Here is a 17364-nt window from a genome sequence, read left to right as displayed (position 1 = left end):
GGACGTGGGTTGATGGGGCGTCACGGTCGTCGGGGCGGCGGGTCTTAATCGTGGATCGGTATGGTAAAGTGGCGCACTTTTTCGAGGGGACTGTCACTGTGTGGGAATTAGTCAAATCCGGCGGCTGGATGATGTTGCCGATCATTCTGAGCTCCATCGCGGCCATGGCGATTGTCGCCGAACGCCTGTGGACCCTGCGCGCCAGTCGCGTTACCCCCGAGCATCTGCTGGGCCAGGTCTGGGTCTGGATCAAGGACAAGCAGCTCAATAAAGAAAAACTCAAGGAATTGCGCGCCAATTCGCCGCTGGGGGAAATCCTCGCGGCGGGCCTGGCCAACTCCAAACATGGTCGCGAGATCATGAAAGAGTGCATCGAAGAGGCCGCCGCCCGGGTCATTCATGAACTCGAGCGCTACATCAATGCTCTCGGCACTATCGCAGCCATGGCGCCATTACTGGGTCTGCTTGGCACCGTGCTGGGCATGATCGATATCTTCAGCGCGTTCACTGGCTCCGGTATGACCACCAATGCCTCGGTGCTGGCAGGCGGTATCTCCAAGGCATTGATCACCACCGCTGCGGGCCTGATGGTCGGTATTCCGGCGGTGTTCTTCCATCGGTTCCTGCAACGCCGTATCGATGAATTGGTGGTGGGCATGGAGCAGGAAGCGATCAAGCTGGTTGAAGTGGTACAGGGCGACCGTGACGTTGACCTGGCCGAGGGCCGCGCGTGAAGTTCCGTCGCAAACCCCGGGAAACCGTGGACATCAACCTCGCTTCGCTGATCGACGTGGTGTTCATTCTGCTGCTGTTTTTCGTCGTGACCACCACGTTCACTCGCGAAACCCAGTTGCGTGTTGACCTGCCGGAAGCGGTCAGCGGCTCCCCGGCCGAAGACCAGCAAGTCAAGCAGATCGACGTGGCCATCAGCGCCGAAGGCGTGTTTTCGGTGAACAACAAGATTCTGCCGAAGAACGACCTGGCGACCCTGATGGAAGCCATGCAGAAAGAGTCCAACGGCGATACCAACATGCCGTTGTCGATCAGTGCCGATGGCAAGACTCAGCATCAATCCGTGATCACTGCCATGGACGCGGCCGGCAAGCTCGGTTTCAGCCATCTGCGCATGACCACGGTCGAGGCGGCGCCCAAATCCTGATGAGCCTGTCCGATCGTTTGCTCGCCGCGTGGTATCAGGGGCACCCGGCCCTGACGCTGTTGCGGCCGCTGGAAATGCTCTATCGCCGCGTGGTGGTGGGTAAGCGCCAGCGCTTTCTTGCCGGTGAAGGTCAGATCTACCAGCCATCGGTGCCGTTGATCGTGGTCGGCAACATCACCGTCGGTGGCACCGGCAAGACGCCGATGATTCTCTGGTTGATCGAACATTGCCGGCGCAGCGGTTTGCGCGTCGGCGTGGTCAGTCGTGGTTACGGCGCCAAACCACCGCAACTGCCGTGGCGCGTTGCGGCCGAGCAAACCGCTGACATCGCCGGTGACGAACCGTTGCTGATCGTCCAGCGCACCGGCGTGCCGCTGATGATCGACCCCGATCGCAGCGCAGCGGTCAAAGCCTTGCTCGCCAGTGAACCACTGGATCTGATCCTCTCCGACGACGGTATGCAGCATTATCGTCTGGCGCGGGATCTGGAGCTGGTGCTGATCGACGCCGCCCGTGGTTTGGGCAACAAACGCTGCTTGCCGGCAGGGCCGTTGCGTGAGCCGATCGAGCGCCTGCAAAGTGTCGACGGCGTGCTGTTCAATGGTGCCACCGAGGATCGCGATGACGGTTTCGCTTTCCGTCTGCAACCGACCGCGCTGGTCAATCTGCGCAGCGGCGAGCGCAAGTCGCTCGATCATTTTCCACCCGGCCAGGCCGTGCACGCGGTCGCCGGGATCGGCAATCCGCAACGTTTCTTCAATACCCTCGAAGCGCTAGACTGGCGAGCAGTCCCCCATGCGTTTGCCGACCACGCCGAATACAGCGTGCAGGCGTTGAATTTCACACCGTCATTGCCGTTGGTGATGACCGAAAAGGACGCGGTGAAGTGCCGTGCCTTTGCGGCTGACGACTGGTGGTATCTGGCGGTCGATGCGCTGCCGTCGCCGGCCTTTGTGGCCTGGTTCGACACGCAGCTGATGCGCCTGTTGCCGGATCGTCTTTTGCCTTAACTCTTTACTCAGGGAATGTTCATGGACACCAAATTGCTCGATATCCTCGCGTGCCCGATCTGCAAAGGCCCGCTCAAGCTCAGCGCCGACAAAACTGAACTGATCAGCAAGGGCGCCGGTCTGGCGTACCCGATCCGCGATGGCATCCCGGTCATGCTCGAAAGCGAAGCCCGCACCCTGACCACCGACGAGCGTCTGGATAAATGACCACTGCCTTCACCGTTGTCATCCCGTCGCGTTTCGCCTCGACCCGCCTGCCCGGCAAACCGCTGCTCGACATCGCCGGCAAGCCGATGATCCAGCACGTCTGGGAACAGGCGAGCAAAAGCAGCGCCAGCCGTGTGGTCGTCGCGACTGACGATGCGCGCATCGTCGAGGCCTGCAAGGCTTTTGGTGCCGAAGTGGTGCTGACCCGTGAAGATCACAACTCCGGCACCGATCGTCTGGCCGAAGTCTCGGCGAAACTGGGTCTTGAACCCGACGCGATCGTGGTCAACGTGCAGGGTGACGAGCCGCTGATTCCGCCGAGCGTGATCGATCAGGTCGCCGCCAATCTGGCTGCCCACACCGAAGCGCGCATGGCCACGCTGGCCGAGCCGATCGAAGACGTAGATACCCTGTTCAATCCGAACGTGGTCAAGGTCGTCAGCGATCTCAACGGTTTGGCGCTGACCTTCAGCCGTGCGACTTTGCCATGGGCGCGCGATGCGTTTGCCAAGAGCCGCGAGCAATTGCCGGAGGGCGTGCCATACCGTCGCCATATCGGCATCTATGCCTACCGCGCCGGTTTCCTTCAGGACTTCGTCAGTTGGGGCCCGTGCTGGCTGGAAAACACTGAATCCCTCGAGCAACTGCGTGCCCTGTGGCACGGTGTGCGGATTCATGTCGCCGACGCGCTGATCGCACCGCCGACTGGCGTTGACACGGCCGAAGACCTCGAGCGCGTTCGTCGCCTGCTGGAGGCCTGATGCGCGTTCTGTTTGTATGCCTGGGCAACATTTGCCGTTCGCCCACGGCCGAAGGCGTACTGCGCCACAAACTGCGTGAAGCAGGGCTGGCGGATCAGGTCGAAGTGGCCTCCGCCGGCACCGGTGACTGGCACGTTGGCAACCCGCCGGACAAACGCAGCCAGGCCGCGGCCAAAGTGCGCGGCTATGACCTGTCGGCGCAACGCGCGCAGCAGGTCCGCCGTGCCGATTTCGCCAGTTACGACCTGATTCTGGCCATGGACAACAGCAACCTGCGCAACCTCAAGGCGTTGCAGCCGTCCACCGGCAAAGCCGAGCTGGACCTGTTTTTGCGCCGTTATGCCGGTGTCGTCGATGAAGTGCCGGATCCGTATTACGACGGCGATCAGGGTTTCGAGCAAGTGCTGGATCTGATCGAAGCAGCCTGTGACCAATTGTTGATCGAAGTGAAGGGCCGGTTATGAGTTTGCAGGTGCAACCGCAGGTTTCCCTGAAGCCGTTCAACAGTTTTGGCGTGGATGTGCGCGCGCAACTGTTCGCCGAAGCCCAAAGCGATGCCGATGTCCGTGAAGCGCTGGCCTACGCCACCGCGCACGATATGCCGTTGCTGGTGATCGGCGGTGGCAGCAACTTGCTGCTAACGGCAGATATTCCGGCGCTGGTGCTGCGCATGGGCACGCGCGGGATTCGTGTGATCAGCGATGACGGCAACCGTGTGGTGATCGAGGCGGAAGCGGGCGAGCCGTGGCATCCGTTTGTGCAGCACACGTTGGCGCAAGGATTCTCCGGGCTGGAAAACCTCAGCCTGATTCCCGGCACGGTTGGCGCTGCGCCGATGCAGAACATCGGTGCCTACGGCGTCGAGATCAAGGATGTATTCGCCGGCCTCACCGCGCTGGATCGCCAGACCGGCGAGCTGCGCGATTTCACCCTCGAAGAATGCAACTTCGCCTACCGCGACAGCTTGTTCAAGCAGCAGCCGGGGCGTTGGCTGATTCTGCGCGTGCGCTTTGCACTCGACCGCATCGCGCATTTGCATCTGGAATACGGCCCGGTGCGTCAGCGCCTGACCGAGCAGGGCATCGAGCAGCCGACGCCTACCGACGTCAGCCGTGCGATTTGCAGTATCCGCAGCGAAAAACTGCCGGATCCGGCGGTACTCGGCAATGCCGGCAGCTTCTTCAAGAATCCGCTGGTGTCGGCGGCCATCGTCGCGAGGATCAAGGAACAGCATCCGGATGTGGTCGCCTACGCGCAGCCGAACGGACAAATGAAGCTCGCGGCAGGCTGGCTGATCGAGCGCGCCGGCTGGAAAGGTTTCCGTGAAGCCGATGCCGGCGTGCATAAACTGCAGGCGCTGGTGCTGGTCAACTACGGCGTGGCAACCGGGCTGCAACTGCTCGATCTGGCGCAACGCATCCAAAAAGACATTGCCGAACGTTTCAATGTCGACCTGGAGATGGAGCCTAATCGCTATTGAGGCTACGCTTTCAAAGCGCCATCCAAAGCCCTGCACTGATAAAAAGTGCAGGGCTTTTTTGTTAACGCTGGGTTAACTTAGCGAGCTAACGATAACCGTCATTTGCTCCACCAAAGGCCCGGTGCAGACGTTCGCGTCGGCACAAGAGAGCCTGATTAGCCTGAGTCGATCTGCGTGAACCACCGCCGATTCAACGGCGGCAGATTGCTCGACCCCATAACCACTAAAAATATGCGGGCGTGCCCATGATTACCCTGAAACTCAACGGTCAAGACCATCCTCTCGATGTCACCGAAGACATGCCGCTGTTGTGGGCGATTCGTGATGTCGCCGGTTATAACGGCACCAAGTTCGGCTGCGGCATGGGGCTGTGCGGCGCCTGCACCATTCATATCGACGGCTTGCCGGCGCGCAGTTGCATCACGCCGATCGGTTCGGTGGTCGGCCAGAACGTCACCACCATCGACAACCTGCACGCCGACCCGGTGGGGCAGGTGGTCCAGCAAGCCTGGCTCGACACCGCTGTAGCGCAATGCGGATTCTGTCAGGGCGGGCAGATCATGTCGGCTACCGCGTTGCTCAAGACCAACCCGAACCCGAGCGACGAGCAGATCGAAGAAGCCATGGTCGGTAACATTTGCCGCTGCGGCACCTACAACCGGATCAAGACTGCGATCCGCCAGGCTTCCACTCACTTGAAGGAGGCCAAGGCATGAGTCGCCTTCCGAATGATTTCGCCCTGAGCAATCTCAGCCGTCGCGGTTTCCTCAAAGGCGTCGGCGCCACCGGCGCGCTGGTGCTGGCCGCCAGTTGGGGTTGGCAGGATGCGTTGGCTGAAGACAAACCGAAGCAATTCGGCGCCGATGGCATGCCCAATGGCTGGATCGACGATCCGAAGGTCTACGTCAGCATTGCCGCTGACGGCACGGTCACTGTGGTGTGCAACCGTTCCGAGATGGGCCAGGGCGTGCGCACCAGTTTGACCATGGTTGTTGCTGATGAACTGGAAGCCGATTGGGCGCGCGTCAAAGTGCAGCAGGCGCCGGGTGATGAAGTGCGCTTCGGCAACCAGGACACCGACGGTTCGCGCAGCATACGCCATTGGTATGAACCAATGCGGCGTTGCGGTGCGGCGGCGCGGACCATGCTTGAACAGGCCGCCGCTGCGCAGTGGAAAGTGCCGGTCGGTGAGTGCCACGCGCAACTGCACAAAGTCATTCACAAACCGTCTGGCCGTGAGCTGGGCTATGGCGAACTGGCCGCCGCAGCCAGTGCGTTGCCGGTACCGGCGCGTGACAGCCTGCGCCTCAAGCAGCCGTCGGAGTTTCGCTACATCGGCAAGGAAGGTACGAAAGCCATCGACGGCGCAGACATCGTCAACGGTCGTGCGGTGTACGGCGCCGATGTGCATTTCGACGGCATGCTGTACGCAACTATCGCCCGTCCGGCGGTGTACGGCGGCAAGGTCAAATCGCTGGATGACAGCGCTGCGCTGAAAGTCCCCGGTGTGCTCAAAGTGCTGCAGATCGAAAGCCGGCCGCTGCCTTCTGAGTTTCAGCCACTGGGTGGTGTGGCCGTGGTGGCGAGCAATACCTGGGCCGCGATCAAGGGCCGTGAAGCGTTGAAAATCGAATGGGATGACGGTCCGAACGCCAGTTATGACTCGATCGCCTATCGCAAAGAGCTTGAAGCCGCCTCGCTGAAACCCGGCAAAGTGGTGCGCAACACCGGCGATATCGACAAGGCCCTGAGCGGTGCTGCAAGTACGCTTGAAGCATCCTACTACCTGCCGCATCTGGCCCAGGCACCGATGGAGCCAATGGTTGCCATCGCTCGCTACAAGGACGGCGTTTGCGAAGCGTGGGCACCGAGTCAGGCGCCGCAAGTCACCCGCGAGCGCATTGCCGAGCGTCTTGGACTGCCGTTCGACAATGTCACATTCAATGTCACCTTGCTTGGCGGTGGTTTTGGTCGCAAGTCGAAACCGGATTTCGTCGTCGAAGCGGCGATTCTCGCCAAAGAGTTCCCCGGCAAAGCCGTGCGGGTGCAGTGGACGCGTGAAGATGACATCCACAACTCGTATTTCCACACTGTGTCCGCCGAGTATCTGAAGGCTGGCGTGGGCAAGGACGGCATGCCGTCCGGCTGGTTGCATCGCACCGTGGCGCCGAGCATCACCGCGCTGTTTGCGCCGGGGATGAACCATGAAGCGGCTTTCGAGCTGGGCATGGGTTTCACCAACATGGCCTACGCGATTCCCAACGTACGCCTGGAAAACCCCGAGGCGACCGTGCACACACGGGTTGGCTGGTATCGCTCGGTGTCGAATATTCCTCATGGTTTTGCCATCCAGAGTTTCGTCGATGAGCTGGCGCACAAGGCAGGCGAGGATCCGCTCAAATACCAGATCAAACTGCTCGGCGCTGATCGGCAGATCGACCCGCGCACCTTGAGCGAAGAGTGGAACTACGGCGAATCGCCCGAGCGGTATCCGATCGATACCGGGCGCATGCGCACCGTGCTGGAAACCGCCGCGAAAGCAGCCGGTTGGGGGCGCAAACTGCCGAAGGGCCGTGGTCTGGGTCTGGCGGTGCATTACAGCTTCGTCACGTACGTGGCGGCGGTGATCGAAGTCGAGGTCAAGGACGACGGTACGCTGATCGTGCACAAGGCCGATATTGCCGTGGATTGCGGGCCGCAGATCAACCCTGAACGTATCCGTTCGCAGTTCGAAGGCGCCTGCGTGATGGGCCTGGGCAACGCAGTACTGGGCGAAATCAGCTTCAAGGACGGCAAGGTCCAGCAGGACAACTTCCACATGTACGAAGTGGCGCGCATGTCGCTGGCGCCGAAAGAAGTTGCCGTGCATCTGGTGACGCCGCCGGGCGACGTGCCCTTGGGCGGTGTCGGCGAGCCGGGCGTGCCGCCGATTGCTCCGGCCTTGTGTAACGCGATCTTTGCCGCTACTGGCAAGCGCATCCGTAATCTGCCGGTGCGTTACCAGTTGCAGGGCTGGCAGAAGGCAGAGGCGTAATGGACAGCGTCGACCTCAATGTCCTGCGCAGCGTCCTTGAATGGCGCCGCGCCGGGCAGCGGGTGGTGCTGTTCAGCGTGGTGCAGACCTGGGGCACGGCGCCCCGGGCTCCCGGCGCCATGCTCGCCTTGCGCGAGGATGGCGTGGTGATCGGTTCGGTGTCGGGCGGGTGCGTCGAGGATGACTTGATCGCCCGCCTGCACGACGGACGCATCGCCACCGATGGGCCGCCGGTGCAGTTGATCACTTATGGCGTTACACGCGAGGAGGCGGCGCGCTTTGGCTTGCCTTGTGGCGGCACGTTGCGCCTGACTGAAGAACGGATCGGCGATCCCGCGTGGGTTGCCGAGTTGCTCGCGCGGTGCGAAGCACACGAGATCGTTGCCCGTGAGTTGAACATTGAAACCGGTGAAGTGCTTCTGTCGCCGGCCAGCAAGTCCGACTCGCTGGAGTTCGACGGCAAAACCCTGCGAGCGATCTACGGGCCGCGCTGGCGCCTGCTATTGATCGGTGCCGGGCAGTTGTCGCGTTACGTGGCGGATATGGCGCGGTTGCTGGATTTTGAGGTGCTGATCTGCGATCCGCGCAGCGAATTCGTCTACGGCTGGGAAGAGCATCACGGGCGTTTCGTCTCGGGCATGCCGGATGAGGCGGTGTTGAGTATCCAGACCGACGAACGTACGGCGATTGTCGCGTTGACCCACGATCCGCGTCTGGACGATATGGCGCTGCTCACGGCGCTGGATTCTCCGGCCTTCTATGTCGGCGCTCTCGGCTCTCGGGTTAACAGCCGAAAGCGTCGGGAGAATCTTGCTCAGCTAGGCTTGTCGGTGCAGGCGATCGATCGACTGCACGGGCCGATCGGTTTGCATATCGGCAGTCATTCGCCAGCGGAAATTGCTTTGTCTCTGTTGGCGGAGATCGTCGCAATCAAGAACGGCGTCGAGTTGAAGCAGAAGAAAACTTTGGAGGACGCATGAGTCGATCCATTGCAGTGATTGTGCTGGCGGCGGGTGAGGGCAGTCGTTTTCGCCAGGTGGCAGGTGCCGATAAGGACAAGTTGCTGGCGGACTGCACCGGGCGTGATGGTGCAGTGCGTTCGGTGATTGAGCAGGTGCTGTTGAATCTGCCGGGCAGCCTCGACAGGCGCGTGCTGGTGACGACCGAGGCGCGGCCGCAGGCGATGCGCATGGCCCAGGCCTATGGCTGTGACGTGGTCTCGATTGAATCGACTGGAATGGGTGACAGTATTGCCGCCGGGGTCGCCGCTTGCCCTGATGCCGATGGCTGGTTGATTGTCCTTGGTGACATGCCGTTTATCTTGCCGTCGAGTATCGAGCGGGTGGTCGCGGCGATTACTGATGATGCGGTGAGCGTGCCGGTGCAGGAAGGGGGGTTTGGTCATCCTGTGGGGTTTGGGCGGTCGTTTGGTGCGGGGTTGCAGGCTTTGAGTGGCGATCGAGGGGCTCGGCCGTTGTTCAAGCAGGGCAGGGTGGTGGAAGTGGCGGTGGATGATCCTGGGGTGTTGTGGGATATCGATGTGCCGGAGGCTTTGGTTTTTACTTCGTCTTGAGAGCTGCGTAAATTCCTGAGAACCCCTCACCCTAACCCTCTCCCAGAGGGAGAGGGGACTGACCGAGGTGTTCTTTCGAGGTACACCGACCTGAAACTTCGAGTCGAACTCCGGCCTTGAAACACACGGAGATCTGCTCCCTTTCCCCCTCGCCCCCTCGGGGAGAGGGCTGGGGTGAGGGGGTTGGATCTAGAGTCCAGCACAAAAAATCGAGGCATAAAAAAGCCCCGCCTGAAGAATCGGGCGGGGCTTTTTATTGGCTTTGGAAATTACACGAGTGGTTTAGGCTCGTGTTCTTTTTCCTCGGCCTCTTGGTGCTGCTCGACCGCGTCCTGAACGGAGCGTGGTGCTTCAGCAATCACCGACTCAACCACAGCTTCTTCAGTCACCGGGGCAGGCGCTGCCTCGACCACTTCAGCAACCACGGCTGGCTCGGCAGCGACTGGCGCAGCAGCGGCAGCCAGTTCAGCTTCCTTCTGCAGACGCTCTTCTTCACGCTTGCGACGACGCACTTCACGTGGGTCGTTTGGCGCGCGGCCGCTTGGCGTCAGAGCGCTGACCGGTGCTGCAGCTTCAACCACAGGGGCTGGCGCTTCGGTCACCACGGGGGCTGCGACAACCGGTGCTTCAACGACAGGTGCTGGTTCGGCAGCTTTACGTTCTTCAAACACTGGGGTTTCGAACACTGGCGCTTCAACAACCGGTGCTTCCACCACTGGCGCTGGGGTTTCAGCAACAGTCGGCTCGGCAACCCAGTTGAAGGCAGTCTGCTCTTCGCGAACTTCACGTACGCTTTCGGTTACGGTTTCTGCGACGGTTTCTACCACCGGCTCCGCAGCCACAACTGGCGCTGGCTCTACCTGAGGCAGGGTCTCTTGAACCGGTGCCACTTCGACTTCCGGAGCAGCAACCACTTCTACTGGAGTAGTCGCTTCAACAACCGGCGCTTCCACTGGAGCGGTTTCCTGAACAGCCGCGGTGGCGCGTTCAGCTTGCTCGTGGGCTTGTGCTTCAGCCGGTGCACTGATCACGGTGCTGGCAACAGCGGCGGTCACAGCCAGGCCAGCAGCCAGATCGGCAGTGCTTGGCGCTTCAGCGTTTTCGCCGGCTTCGGATTCTTCCGAACCTTCGATCACGTTGCCGTTGGCATCACGCTGACGCTCACGACGGTTGCTGCGACGACGCTGACCGCGCGAACGACGACGTGGGCGATCGCCTTCGGCGTTCTCCGAACCGTCTTCCGGCAGTTGCTCTTCGTTGGTGTTCACTTCTTCTTCAGCGACGGCAGCAGCGGCCTGTTCGGCACGCGGTTGACGCTCTTCACGTGGCGGACGCGGTGCGCGTTCTTCACGGGGCTGACGGGTCGGGCGTTCTTCAGCGGTAACGGCAACGTCAGCAGCAGCGGCTGGAACGGCGTCCAGTGGCTCGCGCAGTTCACGCACACGCTCTTCACGCTCGCCGCGTGGCTTGCGGTCTTCGCGCGGCGCACGTGGTGCACGTTCTTCACGCGGAGCGCGTGGTGCACGTTCTTCGCGGGCAACTGGCGCTTCGGTACGAGCTTCACGTGGTTCGCGGACTTCACGGGCTTCACGTGGCGCGCGCTCTTCGCGCGGCTCGCGTGGCGCACGTTCTTCACGTGGAGCACGTTCTTCGCGTGGCTTGCGTTCTTCATCGCGGCGACCATTACGGTTGCGGCTCTGCTGACGACCGTTGCGACGCTCTTCGTTGCGGGCCGGACGTTCGGTGGCTGGTTTTTCAACCACAACCGGAGCGGCTGGTTCTTCTTTGGTGGCGAACAGGCTGACCAGCGATTTCACCAGACCTTTGAACAGGCTTGGCTCTGGTGCAGCGACTGGAGCTGGTGCAGCAGCGGCCGGGGCGGCGACTTCGGTCGGAACCGGAGCGTTGGCACGTGCCGGAGCAGTCTTGACCGCAGCTTCCTGGCGAACCAGGGTGCGGGTCGCAGCGGCTGGCTGGACTTCTTCGACTTCGGCAGCAGCAGCTGCGATTTCGTAGCTGGACTGGTTGGTCGCAGCTTCCGGGCTGTCGTCACGCAGGCGCTGAACTTCGAAATGCGGGGTTTCGAGGTGGTCGTTCGGCAGAATGATGATGCGAGCACGGGTGCGCAGTTCGATCTTGGTGATCGAGTTGCGTTTTTCGTTGAGCAGGAACGCGGCGACCGGGATCGGCACCTGGGCGCGCACTTCGGCGGTGCGGTCTTTCAGGGCTTCTTCTTCGATCAGGCGCAGGATCGCCAGCGACAGCGATTCAACGTCACGGATGATGCCGGTGCCGTTGCAACGCGGGCAAACGATACCGCTGCTTTCGCCCAGGGATGGACGCAGGCGCTGACGGGACATTTCCAGCAGGCCGAAGCGCGAGATGCGACCGATCTGCACGCGGGCACGGTCGGCTTCCAGGCATTCGCGGACTTTCTCTTCCACGGCGCGCTGGTTCTTGGCAGGGGTCATGTCGATGAAGTCGATGACGATCAGGCCGCCGATGTCGCGCAGGCGCAACTGACGGGCGATTTCTTCGGCAGCTTCAAGGTTGGTCTGCAGAGCGGTTTCTTCGATGTCGCTGCCTTTGGTGGCGCGCGCCGAGTTGATGTCGATCGACACCAGGGCTTCGGTCGGATCGATAACGATGGAGCCGCCGGAAGGCAGTTCAACGACGCGCTGGAAAGCGGTCTCGATCTGGCTTTCGATCTGGAAACGGTTGAACAGCGGCACGCTGTCTTCGTACAGCTTGATCTTGCTGGCGTATTGCGGCATCACCTGGCGTATGAAGGTCAGGGCTTCGTCCTGGGCTTCAACGCTGTCGATCAGCACTTCGCCGATGTCCTGGCGCAGGTAATCGCGGATGGCGCGGATGATCACGTTGCTTTCCTGGTAGATCAGGAATGGCGCGGAGCGATCCAGCGAGGCTTCTTTGATGGCGGTCCACAGTTGCAGCAGGTAGTCGAGGTCCCACTGCATTTCTTCGCTGCTGCGGCCAAGGCCGGCAGTGCGCACGATCAGACCCATGTCGGCTGGTGCGACCAGACCGTTCAGCGCTTCACGCAGTTCGTTGCGCTCTTCGCCTTCGATACGACGGGAGATACCGCCGGCACGCGGGTTGTTCGGCATCAGCACGAGGTAACGACCGGCCAGGCTGATGAAGGTGGTCAGGGCTGCGCCCTTGTTGCCACGTTCTTCTTTTTCGACCTGAACGATGACTTCCTGGCCTTCGCTCAGGACGTCCTTGATGTTGACGCGGCCTTCAGGGGCTTTCTTGAAGTATTCGCGGGAGATTTCTTTGAGGGGCAGGAAGCCGTGGCGCTCGGAGCCGAAATCGACAAAGGCAGCCTCAAGGCTTGGTTCGATGCGAGTGATGCGGCCTTTATAGATGTTGGCCTTCTTCTGCTCGCGTGCACCGGATTCGATGTCCAGGTCGTAGAGGCGTTGGCCATCTACCAGTGCAACACGCAACTCTTCGGGTTGAGTTGCGTTAATCAGCATTCTTTTCATGTAGTACCGTCGGTTTCCGGGCTGCCGGAAACGGCGTTCGGCACACACGACTTCTCACGGTCGGTGTCAGGTGCGTCGGGAGTGGTTGGCCATTCCCGTGTCCAGCGATATGCGGCCAATTGGGCCGATATAGCGACGTACGCGTCCTGCTTGCTGTGGCTACTTAAGCACTCAGTCAGGAGGAGGAATCAACCAGCGGCTGTGGACGAGATGAAGCGTCTTGATAAAGCCTATTGCTACACAGTCCAGCGGTTGTGCATCTCCACCCTACACGTATCCCTGATAATTCGGGTGCTGCCGCGCGCAGAATCCGCAGCGGGTTGGCATTTACCGTGAGCTCCGAAAGGGGAGGTCACGCATCATGGCTAATTCAGGCGTTGTTTCCGAAGCATTCGCTCGGGGTCATCTGTAGCTGACTGCACTTTGTGAACTGGCCTTGAATGTGTGCCTGTCAGGCGAGTAAAAACTATGCTCGACGGTGTAATTCAGGCCTCATGTCACCTGCGCTTGTTACAACTGCAAACTCCACCGTTACGTAGCGAAAGCCCCGTAGGACGGCCTCGCGTCCTGGTGAATTGCGTTGGTCAGGGCCGGTTTTTGACCGTGGTTCCTCTGTCCAGGCCGCTTTTGGCGGCGTTCGCGACTATAGCAGCAATGATTAAGTGCTTCAATTCCATAAAAATTGTTATCATCCGCGGCATGACAACTACTGCCCCTTCGACTCCAGGCGTTCAATTGCTTGAAGTCTCGCCGGAGTATGCCGGCCAACGAATCGACAATTTTCTCCTCGCCCGGCTCAAAGGCGTGCCCAAGACCTTGATTTACCGCATTTTGCGTAAAGGCGAAGTGCGTGTGAACAAAGGTCGGATCAAGCCCGAATACAAGCTGCAGGCCGGTGATATCGTGCGCGTGCCGCCGGTTCGCGTGCCTGAGCGCGATGAGCCGGTGCCGCTGGCGCAGGGTCTGTTGCAGCGCCTGGAAGCTTCGATTGTCTTCGAAGACAAAGCCCTGATCGTGATCAATAAGCCCGCCGGCATTGCGGTTCACGGCGGTAGTGGCTTGAACTTCGGCGTGATCGAAGCCTTTCGTCAGTTGCGTCCCGATGCCAAAGAGCTGGAGCTGGTGCACCGTCTCGACCGTGATACCTCCGGCCTGCTGATGATCGCGAAAAAGCGCAGCATGTTGCGCCACTTGCACGAGCAATTGCGCGGCGATGGCGTCGACAAGCGCTACATGGCGCTGGTCCGCGGCAACTGGGCGACCTCGATCAAGAAAGTCAGCGCGCCATTGCTCAAGAGCAATCTGCGTTCCGGTGAGCGCATGGTCGAAGTCAATGACGAGGGCAAAGAAGCCCTGACCATGTTCAAAGTGCTGCGCCGCTTCGGTGACTTCGCCACCATGGTCGAGGCTAAACCGGTGACCGGTCGCACCCACCAGATTCGCGTGCATACCTTGCATGCCGGTCATTGCATTGCTGGCGACAGCAAGTATGGCGATGAGGATTTCACCAAGGAAATCCGTGATCTGGGCGGCAAGCGCCTGTTCCTGCACGCCTACATGCTGACCGTGCCGCTGCCCGATGGCGGCAAGCTGACCTTGCAGGCGCCGGTCGATGAAATGTGGGCCAAGACCGTGGAGCGATTGAGTGCGCCCATCTGATTACAAACTGCTGATTTTCGATTGGGACGGCACCCTGGCCGATTCCATTCATCGGATTGTCGAAGCCATGCATTCGGCGTCCGGGCGCTCCGGTTTCGAGTTGCGCGACGACTTTGCTGTCAAAGGCATTATCGGTCTGGGCTTGCCCGAGGCGATTCGCACGCTGTATCCCGAGATCAGTGACGCCGAAATGACCGCGTTTCGCGAGTATTACGCCGATCACTACATCGCCGCAGAAGCTGTGCCTTCGCCGTTGTTCGAAGGCGTAGTCGAGTCGATGGCGTCCTTTCGCGAGCAGGGTTATCACCTCGCGGTGGCGACCGGCAAGAATCGTCGCGGACTGGATCGAGTGCTCAAGGCTAATGGCTGGGAAGATTATTTCGATATCACCCGCGCTGCCGATGAAACTGCGAGCAAGCCGCACCCTCTGATGCTGGAGCAGATCCTTGCTCATTGTGGTGTGCGCCCGGAGCAGGCCTTGATGGTCGGCGATTCGTCCTTCGATCTGTTGATGGCGCGTAATGCGGGGATGGATTCGGTCGCGGTCAGTTATGGCGCGCAATCGATCGAATCGCTGCAACAATTCGAGCCACGTCTGTCGATCGACCGTTTTTCCGAATTGCATGCCTGGCTGGGGAAGCAGGCCTAATACGTTTTTGCTGGGGTGGATGGCATGACCGACGAATGGAAAGCACCGGCCAAGGCAAGTGCCGACGGCGGTGACGAAAAAAGCTGGAAGCTGTTGGAAAAGACTCTGCTGGCTGGTGTTCAGGAACAGCGTCGTTCGCGGCGTTGGGGGATTTTCTTCAAGCTGCTGACGTTTGTTTATCTGTTTGTGGCGCTGATCCTGTTCACGCCGCTGATGGACATGGAAAAGAGCGCCACGCGCGGGCCGAACTACACCGCGTTGATCGACGTCACCGGCATGATCGCCGACAAAGAGCCCGCCAGTGCCGACAACATTGTTGGCAGCCTGCGGGCGGCGTTCGAGGACAAGAAGGTCAAAGGCGTGATCCTGCGCATCAACAGTCCTGGCGGCAGTCCGGTGCAATCGGGTTATGTGTATGACGAGATCAAGCGTCTGCGCGGTCTGCATCCGGAGATCAAGCTTTACGCGGTGATTTCCGATCTGGGCGCCTCCGGTGCTTATTACATTGCCAGTGCGGCGGATCAGATCTATGCCGACAAGGCGAGTCTGGTTGGCTCGATTGGTGTGACGGCGGCCGGTTACGGCTTTGTCGGCACCATGGAGAAACTGGGTGTCGAGCGTCGCACGTACACCTCGGGCGAGCATAAGTCGTTCCTTGACCCGTTCCAGCCGCAGAAGTCTGATGAAACGGCGTTCTGGCAAACGGTGCTGGACACCACGCACAAGCAGTTCATCAACAGCGTCAAGCAGGGCCGTGGCGATCGTCTGAAAGACAAAGAGCATCCGGAGCTGTTCTCCGGGCTGGTCTGGTCGGGTGAGCAAGCGCTGCCGCTGGGCTTGATCGATGGTCTGGGCAATACCAGTTCGGTGGCGCGTGATGTGATTGGCGAGAAAGAGCTGGTCGACTTCACTGTTCAGGAGTCGCCGTTCGATCGTTTCTCGAAGAAGCTCGGTGCCAGCGTGGCAGAGCAATTGGCGATGTGGATGGGTTTCCACGGACCTTCGTTGCGTTAGTTCGTTGTAAAGATCAAAAGATCGCAGCCTGCGGTAGCTCCTACAGAGATCGGTGTAGGAGTTGCCGCAGGCTGCGATCTTTTGCTTTAAGGCATCTGTACGCCTTCAACCAGTAGCATGTCGATCAGGCGAATCAGCGGCAGGCCGATCAGGCTGGTGGCATCAGGGCCTTCGGTAGATTGAAACAGGCTCACACCGAGGCCTTCCGCCTTGAAGCTGCCTGCGCAGTCGTAAGGCTGTTCAATGCGCAAATAGCGTTCGATGCTTGCCTGATCCAGCGTGCGCATGTGGACCGTGAACGGCACGCAATCGACCTGGCACTGGCCGGTCTGACTGTTAAGCAGCGCAAGGCCGGTCAGGAATGTCACGCTGGCGCCACTGGCGGCCATCAGTTGCTCGCGCGCCTTCTCAAAGGTGTGCGGCTTGCCGATGATCTGCTCGCCGAGCACGGCAACCTGGTCCGAGCCGATAATCAGATGGGTGGGATAGCTGTCAGCCAATGCCCGGGCTTTTTGTTCGGCGAGGCGCTTGACCAGTTCGATCGCCGATTCGCCCGGGCGGTGACTTTCATCGATATCCGGCGAGCTGCAGACGAACGGCAGGTGCAGGCGGGCGAGCAATTCCCGACGATAGGTCGAGCTTGAAGCGAGTAATAAAGGCAGCATTCGCGTCTCCTGAGGCAGGTGCGAATTCTAGCGGAGGCACGCAAGTGACGGACAGGGCACAATTTCCTTTGACATGGGTGGGTGCATCCCTATAATGCTGCGCCTATGTTGAATGACCCGATTCCACCTCACGTTGACCCGCGCAAATTGGCTGACCGTGGCACCACCCTTCAAGGTGAACTGCTGCTGGCCGATTTGAAGAGACTCTGCGACCCGCTTTCCGACGATGTCGGTACGGTGCAGGCGAAATTCGTTTTTGAACGAGATGAACGTAAATCTGTGGTGATCCACAGCTTTATCGACACCGAGGTCAAAATGGTTTGCCAGCGTTGTCTTGAGCTGGTCACCCTGCCGATCCACAGCGAATGCAGTTACGCTGTAGTGAAGGAGGGTGCGAATACCCAGTCGTTACCGAAAGGTTATGACGTGCTGGAACTGGGCGAAGATCCATTGGATCTGCAGTCACTGGTCGAGGAAGAGCTTTTGCTTGCCTTGCCTATTGTGCCTGCTCATCATCCGGAAGAATGCCAGCAGCCGGCGGGAGCAGATGAGCCCGAACCGAGCGAGGACGAGGTAACGCGGTCCAACCCGTTCAGTGTATTGGCGCAGTTAAAGCGTGACCCAAACGTTTAGGAGTTAATCAA

The 17364-nt window shown here is 60.3% G+C and carries 17 protein-coding genes; 15 read left to right on the top strand and 2 right to left on the bottom strand.

The window, feature by feature from the left end:
- Positions 1 to 98 precede the first annotated feature (98 nt).
- The 11 genes from J0G10_RS22310 (at position 99) to J0G10_RS22260 (ending at position 9224) form a co-directional block, all read left to right on the top strand.
- Positions 99 to 734, top strand: coding sequence for a MotA/TolQ/ExbB proton channel family protein (locus J0G10_RS22310; RefSeq protein WP_042560451.1), 636 nt, complete (start codon positions 99 to 101; stop codon positions 732 to 734).
- Entirely contained in the window at positions 731 to 1159 is a 429-nt protein-coding gene (locus tag J0G10_RS22305) for an ExbD/TolR family protein (RefSeq protein WP_093435463.1), read from the top strand. The genes J0G10_RS22310 and J0G10_RS22305 overlap by 4 nt, the downstream gene beginning before the upstream one ends.
- Positions 1159 to 2169, top strand: coding sequence for a tetraacyldisaccharide 4'-kinase (gene lpxK, locus J0G10_RS22300; protein ID WP_095048624.1), 1011 nt, complete (start codon positions 1159 to 1161; stop codon positions 2167 to 2169). Before J0G10_RS22305 ends, lpxK begins: the two co-directional genes overlap by 1 nt.
- A 21-nt stretch (positions 2170 to 2190) precedes the next feature.
- On the top strand, positions 2191 to 2376 hold the full coding sequence (locus tag J0G10_RS22295) for a Trm112 family protein (protein ID WP_003174668.1): 186 nt from the start codon (positions 2191 to 2193) through the stop codon (positions 2374 to 2376).
- Complete coding sequence (gene kdsB / locus J0G10_RS22290) at positions 2373 to 3137, top strand: 3-deoxy-manno-octulosonate cytidylyltransferase (protein ID WP_220556714.1); 765 nt, start codon at positions 2373 to 2375, stop codon at positions 3135 to 3137. The genes J0G10_RS22295 and kdsB overlap by 4 nt, the downstream gene beginning before the upstream one ends.
- Entirely contained in the window at positions 3137 to 3601 is a 465-nt protein-coding gene (locus tag J0G10_RS22285; RefSeq protein WP_093435454.1) for a low molecular weight protein-tyrosine-phosphatase, read from the top strand. The genes kdsB and J0G10_RS22285 overlap by 1 nt, the downstream gene beginning before the upstream one ends.
- Positions 3598 to 4617, top strand: a complete 1020-nt coding sequence (gene murB, locus J0G10_RS22280) for a UDP-N-acetylmuramate dehydrogenase (protein WP_220556713.1) — start codon at positions 3598 to 3600, stop codon at positions 4615 to 4617. Before J0G10_RS22285 ends, murB begins: the two co-directional genes overlap by 4 nt.
- Positions 4618 to 4862: 245 nt before the next feature.
- Positions 4863 to 5333, top strand: a complete 471-nt coding sequence (locus J0G10_RS22275) for a (2Fe-2S)-binding protein (RefSeq protein ID WP_095048621.1) — start codon at positions 4863 to 4865, stop codon at positions 5331 to 5333.
- A complete protein-coding gene (locus J0G10_RS22270) occupies positions 5330 to 7651 on the top strand; it encodes a xanthine dehydrogenase family protein molybdopterin-binding subunit (protein ID WP_220556712.1) in 2322 nt (773 codons plus the stop codon). Before J0G10_RS22275 ends, J0G10_RS22270 begins: the two co-directional genes overlap by 4 nt.
- A complete protein-coding gene (locus J0G10_RS22265) occupies positions 7651 to 8631 on the top strand; it encodes an XdhC family protein (protein ID WP_095048619.1) in 981 nt (326 codons plus the stop codon). Before J0G10_RS22270 ends, J0G10_RS22265 begins: the two co-directional genes overlap by 1 nt.
- Positions 8628 to 9224: a nucleotidyltransferase family protein gene (locus J0G10_RS22260; RefSeq protein WP_220556711.1), complete on the top strand. Its 597-nt coding sequence runs from the start codon at positions 8628 to 8630 to the stop codon at positions 9222 to 9224. The genes J0G10_RS22265 and J0G10_RS22260 overlap by 4 nt, the downstream gene beginning before the upstream one ends.
- A 269-nt stretch (positions 9225 to 9493) precedes the next feature.
- Here the strand turns inward: J0G10_RS22260 and rne are convergent, their stop codons facing one another.
- Positions 9494 to 12733, bottom strand: a complete 3240-nt coding sequence (rne, locus tag J0G10_RS22255) for a ribonuclease E (protein ID WP_220556710.1) — start codon at positions 12731 to 12733, stop codon at positions 9494 to 9496.
- 699 nt (positions 12734 to 13432) lie between these two features.
- Here rne and rluC point away from each other — a divergent pair.
- The 3 genes from rluC to J0G10_RS22240 are packed head-to-tail and all read left to right on the top strand — an operon-like array spanning position 13433 to position 16055.
- Positions 13433 to 14392, top strand: coding sequence for a 23S rRNA pseudouridine(955/2504/2580) synthase RluC (rluC, locus tag J0G10_RS22250; RefSeq protein ID WP_034155359.1), 960 nt, complete (start codon positions 13433 to 13435; stop codon positions 14390 to 14392).
- Positions 14379 to 15041: an HAD-IA family hydrolase gene (locus tag J0G10_RS22245; RefSeq protein WP_099756910.1), complete on the top strand. Its 663-nt coding sequence runs from the start codon at positions 14379 to 14381 to the stop codon at positions 15039 to 15041. The genes rluC and J0G10_RS22245 overlap by 14 nt, the downstream gene beginning before the upstream one ends.
- Positions 15042 to 15065: 24 nt before the next feature.
- The gene (locus J0G10_RS22240; RefSeq protein WP_093435437.1) at positions 15066 to 16055 is read left to right on the top strand and encodes a S49 family peptidase; all 990 of its coding nucleotides are present in this window, start codon (positions 15066 to 15068) and stop codon (positions 16053 to 16055) included.
- An 86-nt stretch (positions 16056 to 16141) separates the two neighbouring features.
- On the opposite strand, the gene J0G10_RS22235 is transcribed toward J0G10_RS22240, so the two are convergent.
- Positions 16142 to 16720 (bottom strand): Maf family protein, encoded by a 579-nt coding sequence (locus tag J0G10_RS22235; RefSeq protein WP_220556709.1) that lies wholly within the window; start codon positions 16718 to 16720, stop codon positions 16142 to 16144.
- A 105-nt stretch (positions 16721 to 16825) separates the two neighbouring features.
- Here J0G10_RS22235 and J0G10_RS22230 point away from each other — a divergent pair, with 105 nt between their 5' ends.
- On the top strand, positions 16826 to 17353 hold the full coding sequence (locus J0G10_RS22230; protein ID WP_038364482.1) for a YceD family protein: 528 nt from the start codon (positions 16826 to 16828) through the stop codon (positions 17351 to 17353).
- Positions 17354 to 17364 lie beyond the last annotated feature (11 nt).

Source organism: Pseudomonas germanica, assembly GCF_019614655.1.
GTDB lineage: Bacteria > Pseudomonadota > Gammaproteobacteria > Pseudomonadales > Pseudomonadaceae > Aquipseudomonas > Aquipseudomonas neuropathica.
The sequence above is the reverse complement of the archived record's forward strand: the minus strand, read 5'-3'. Positions and strand labels throughout refer to the sequence as shown.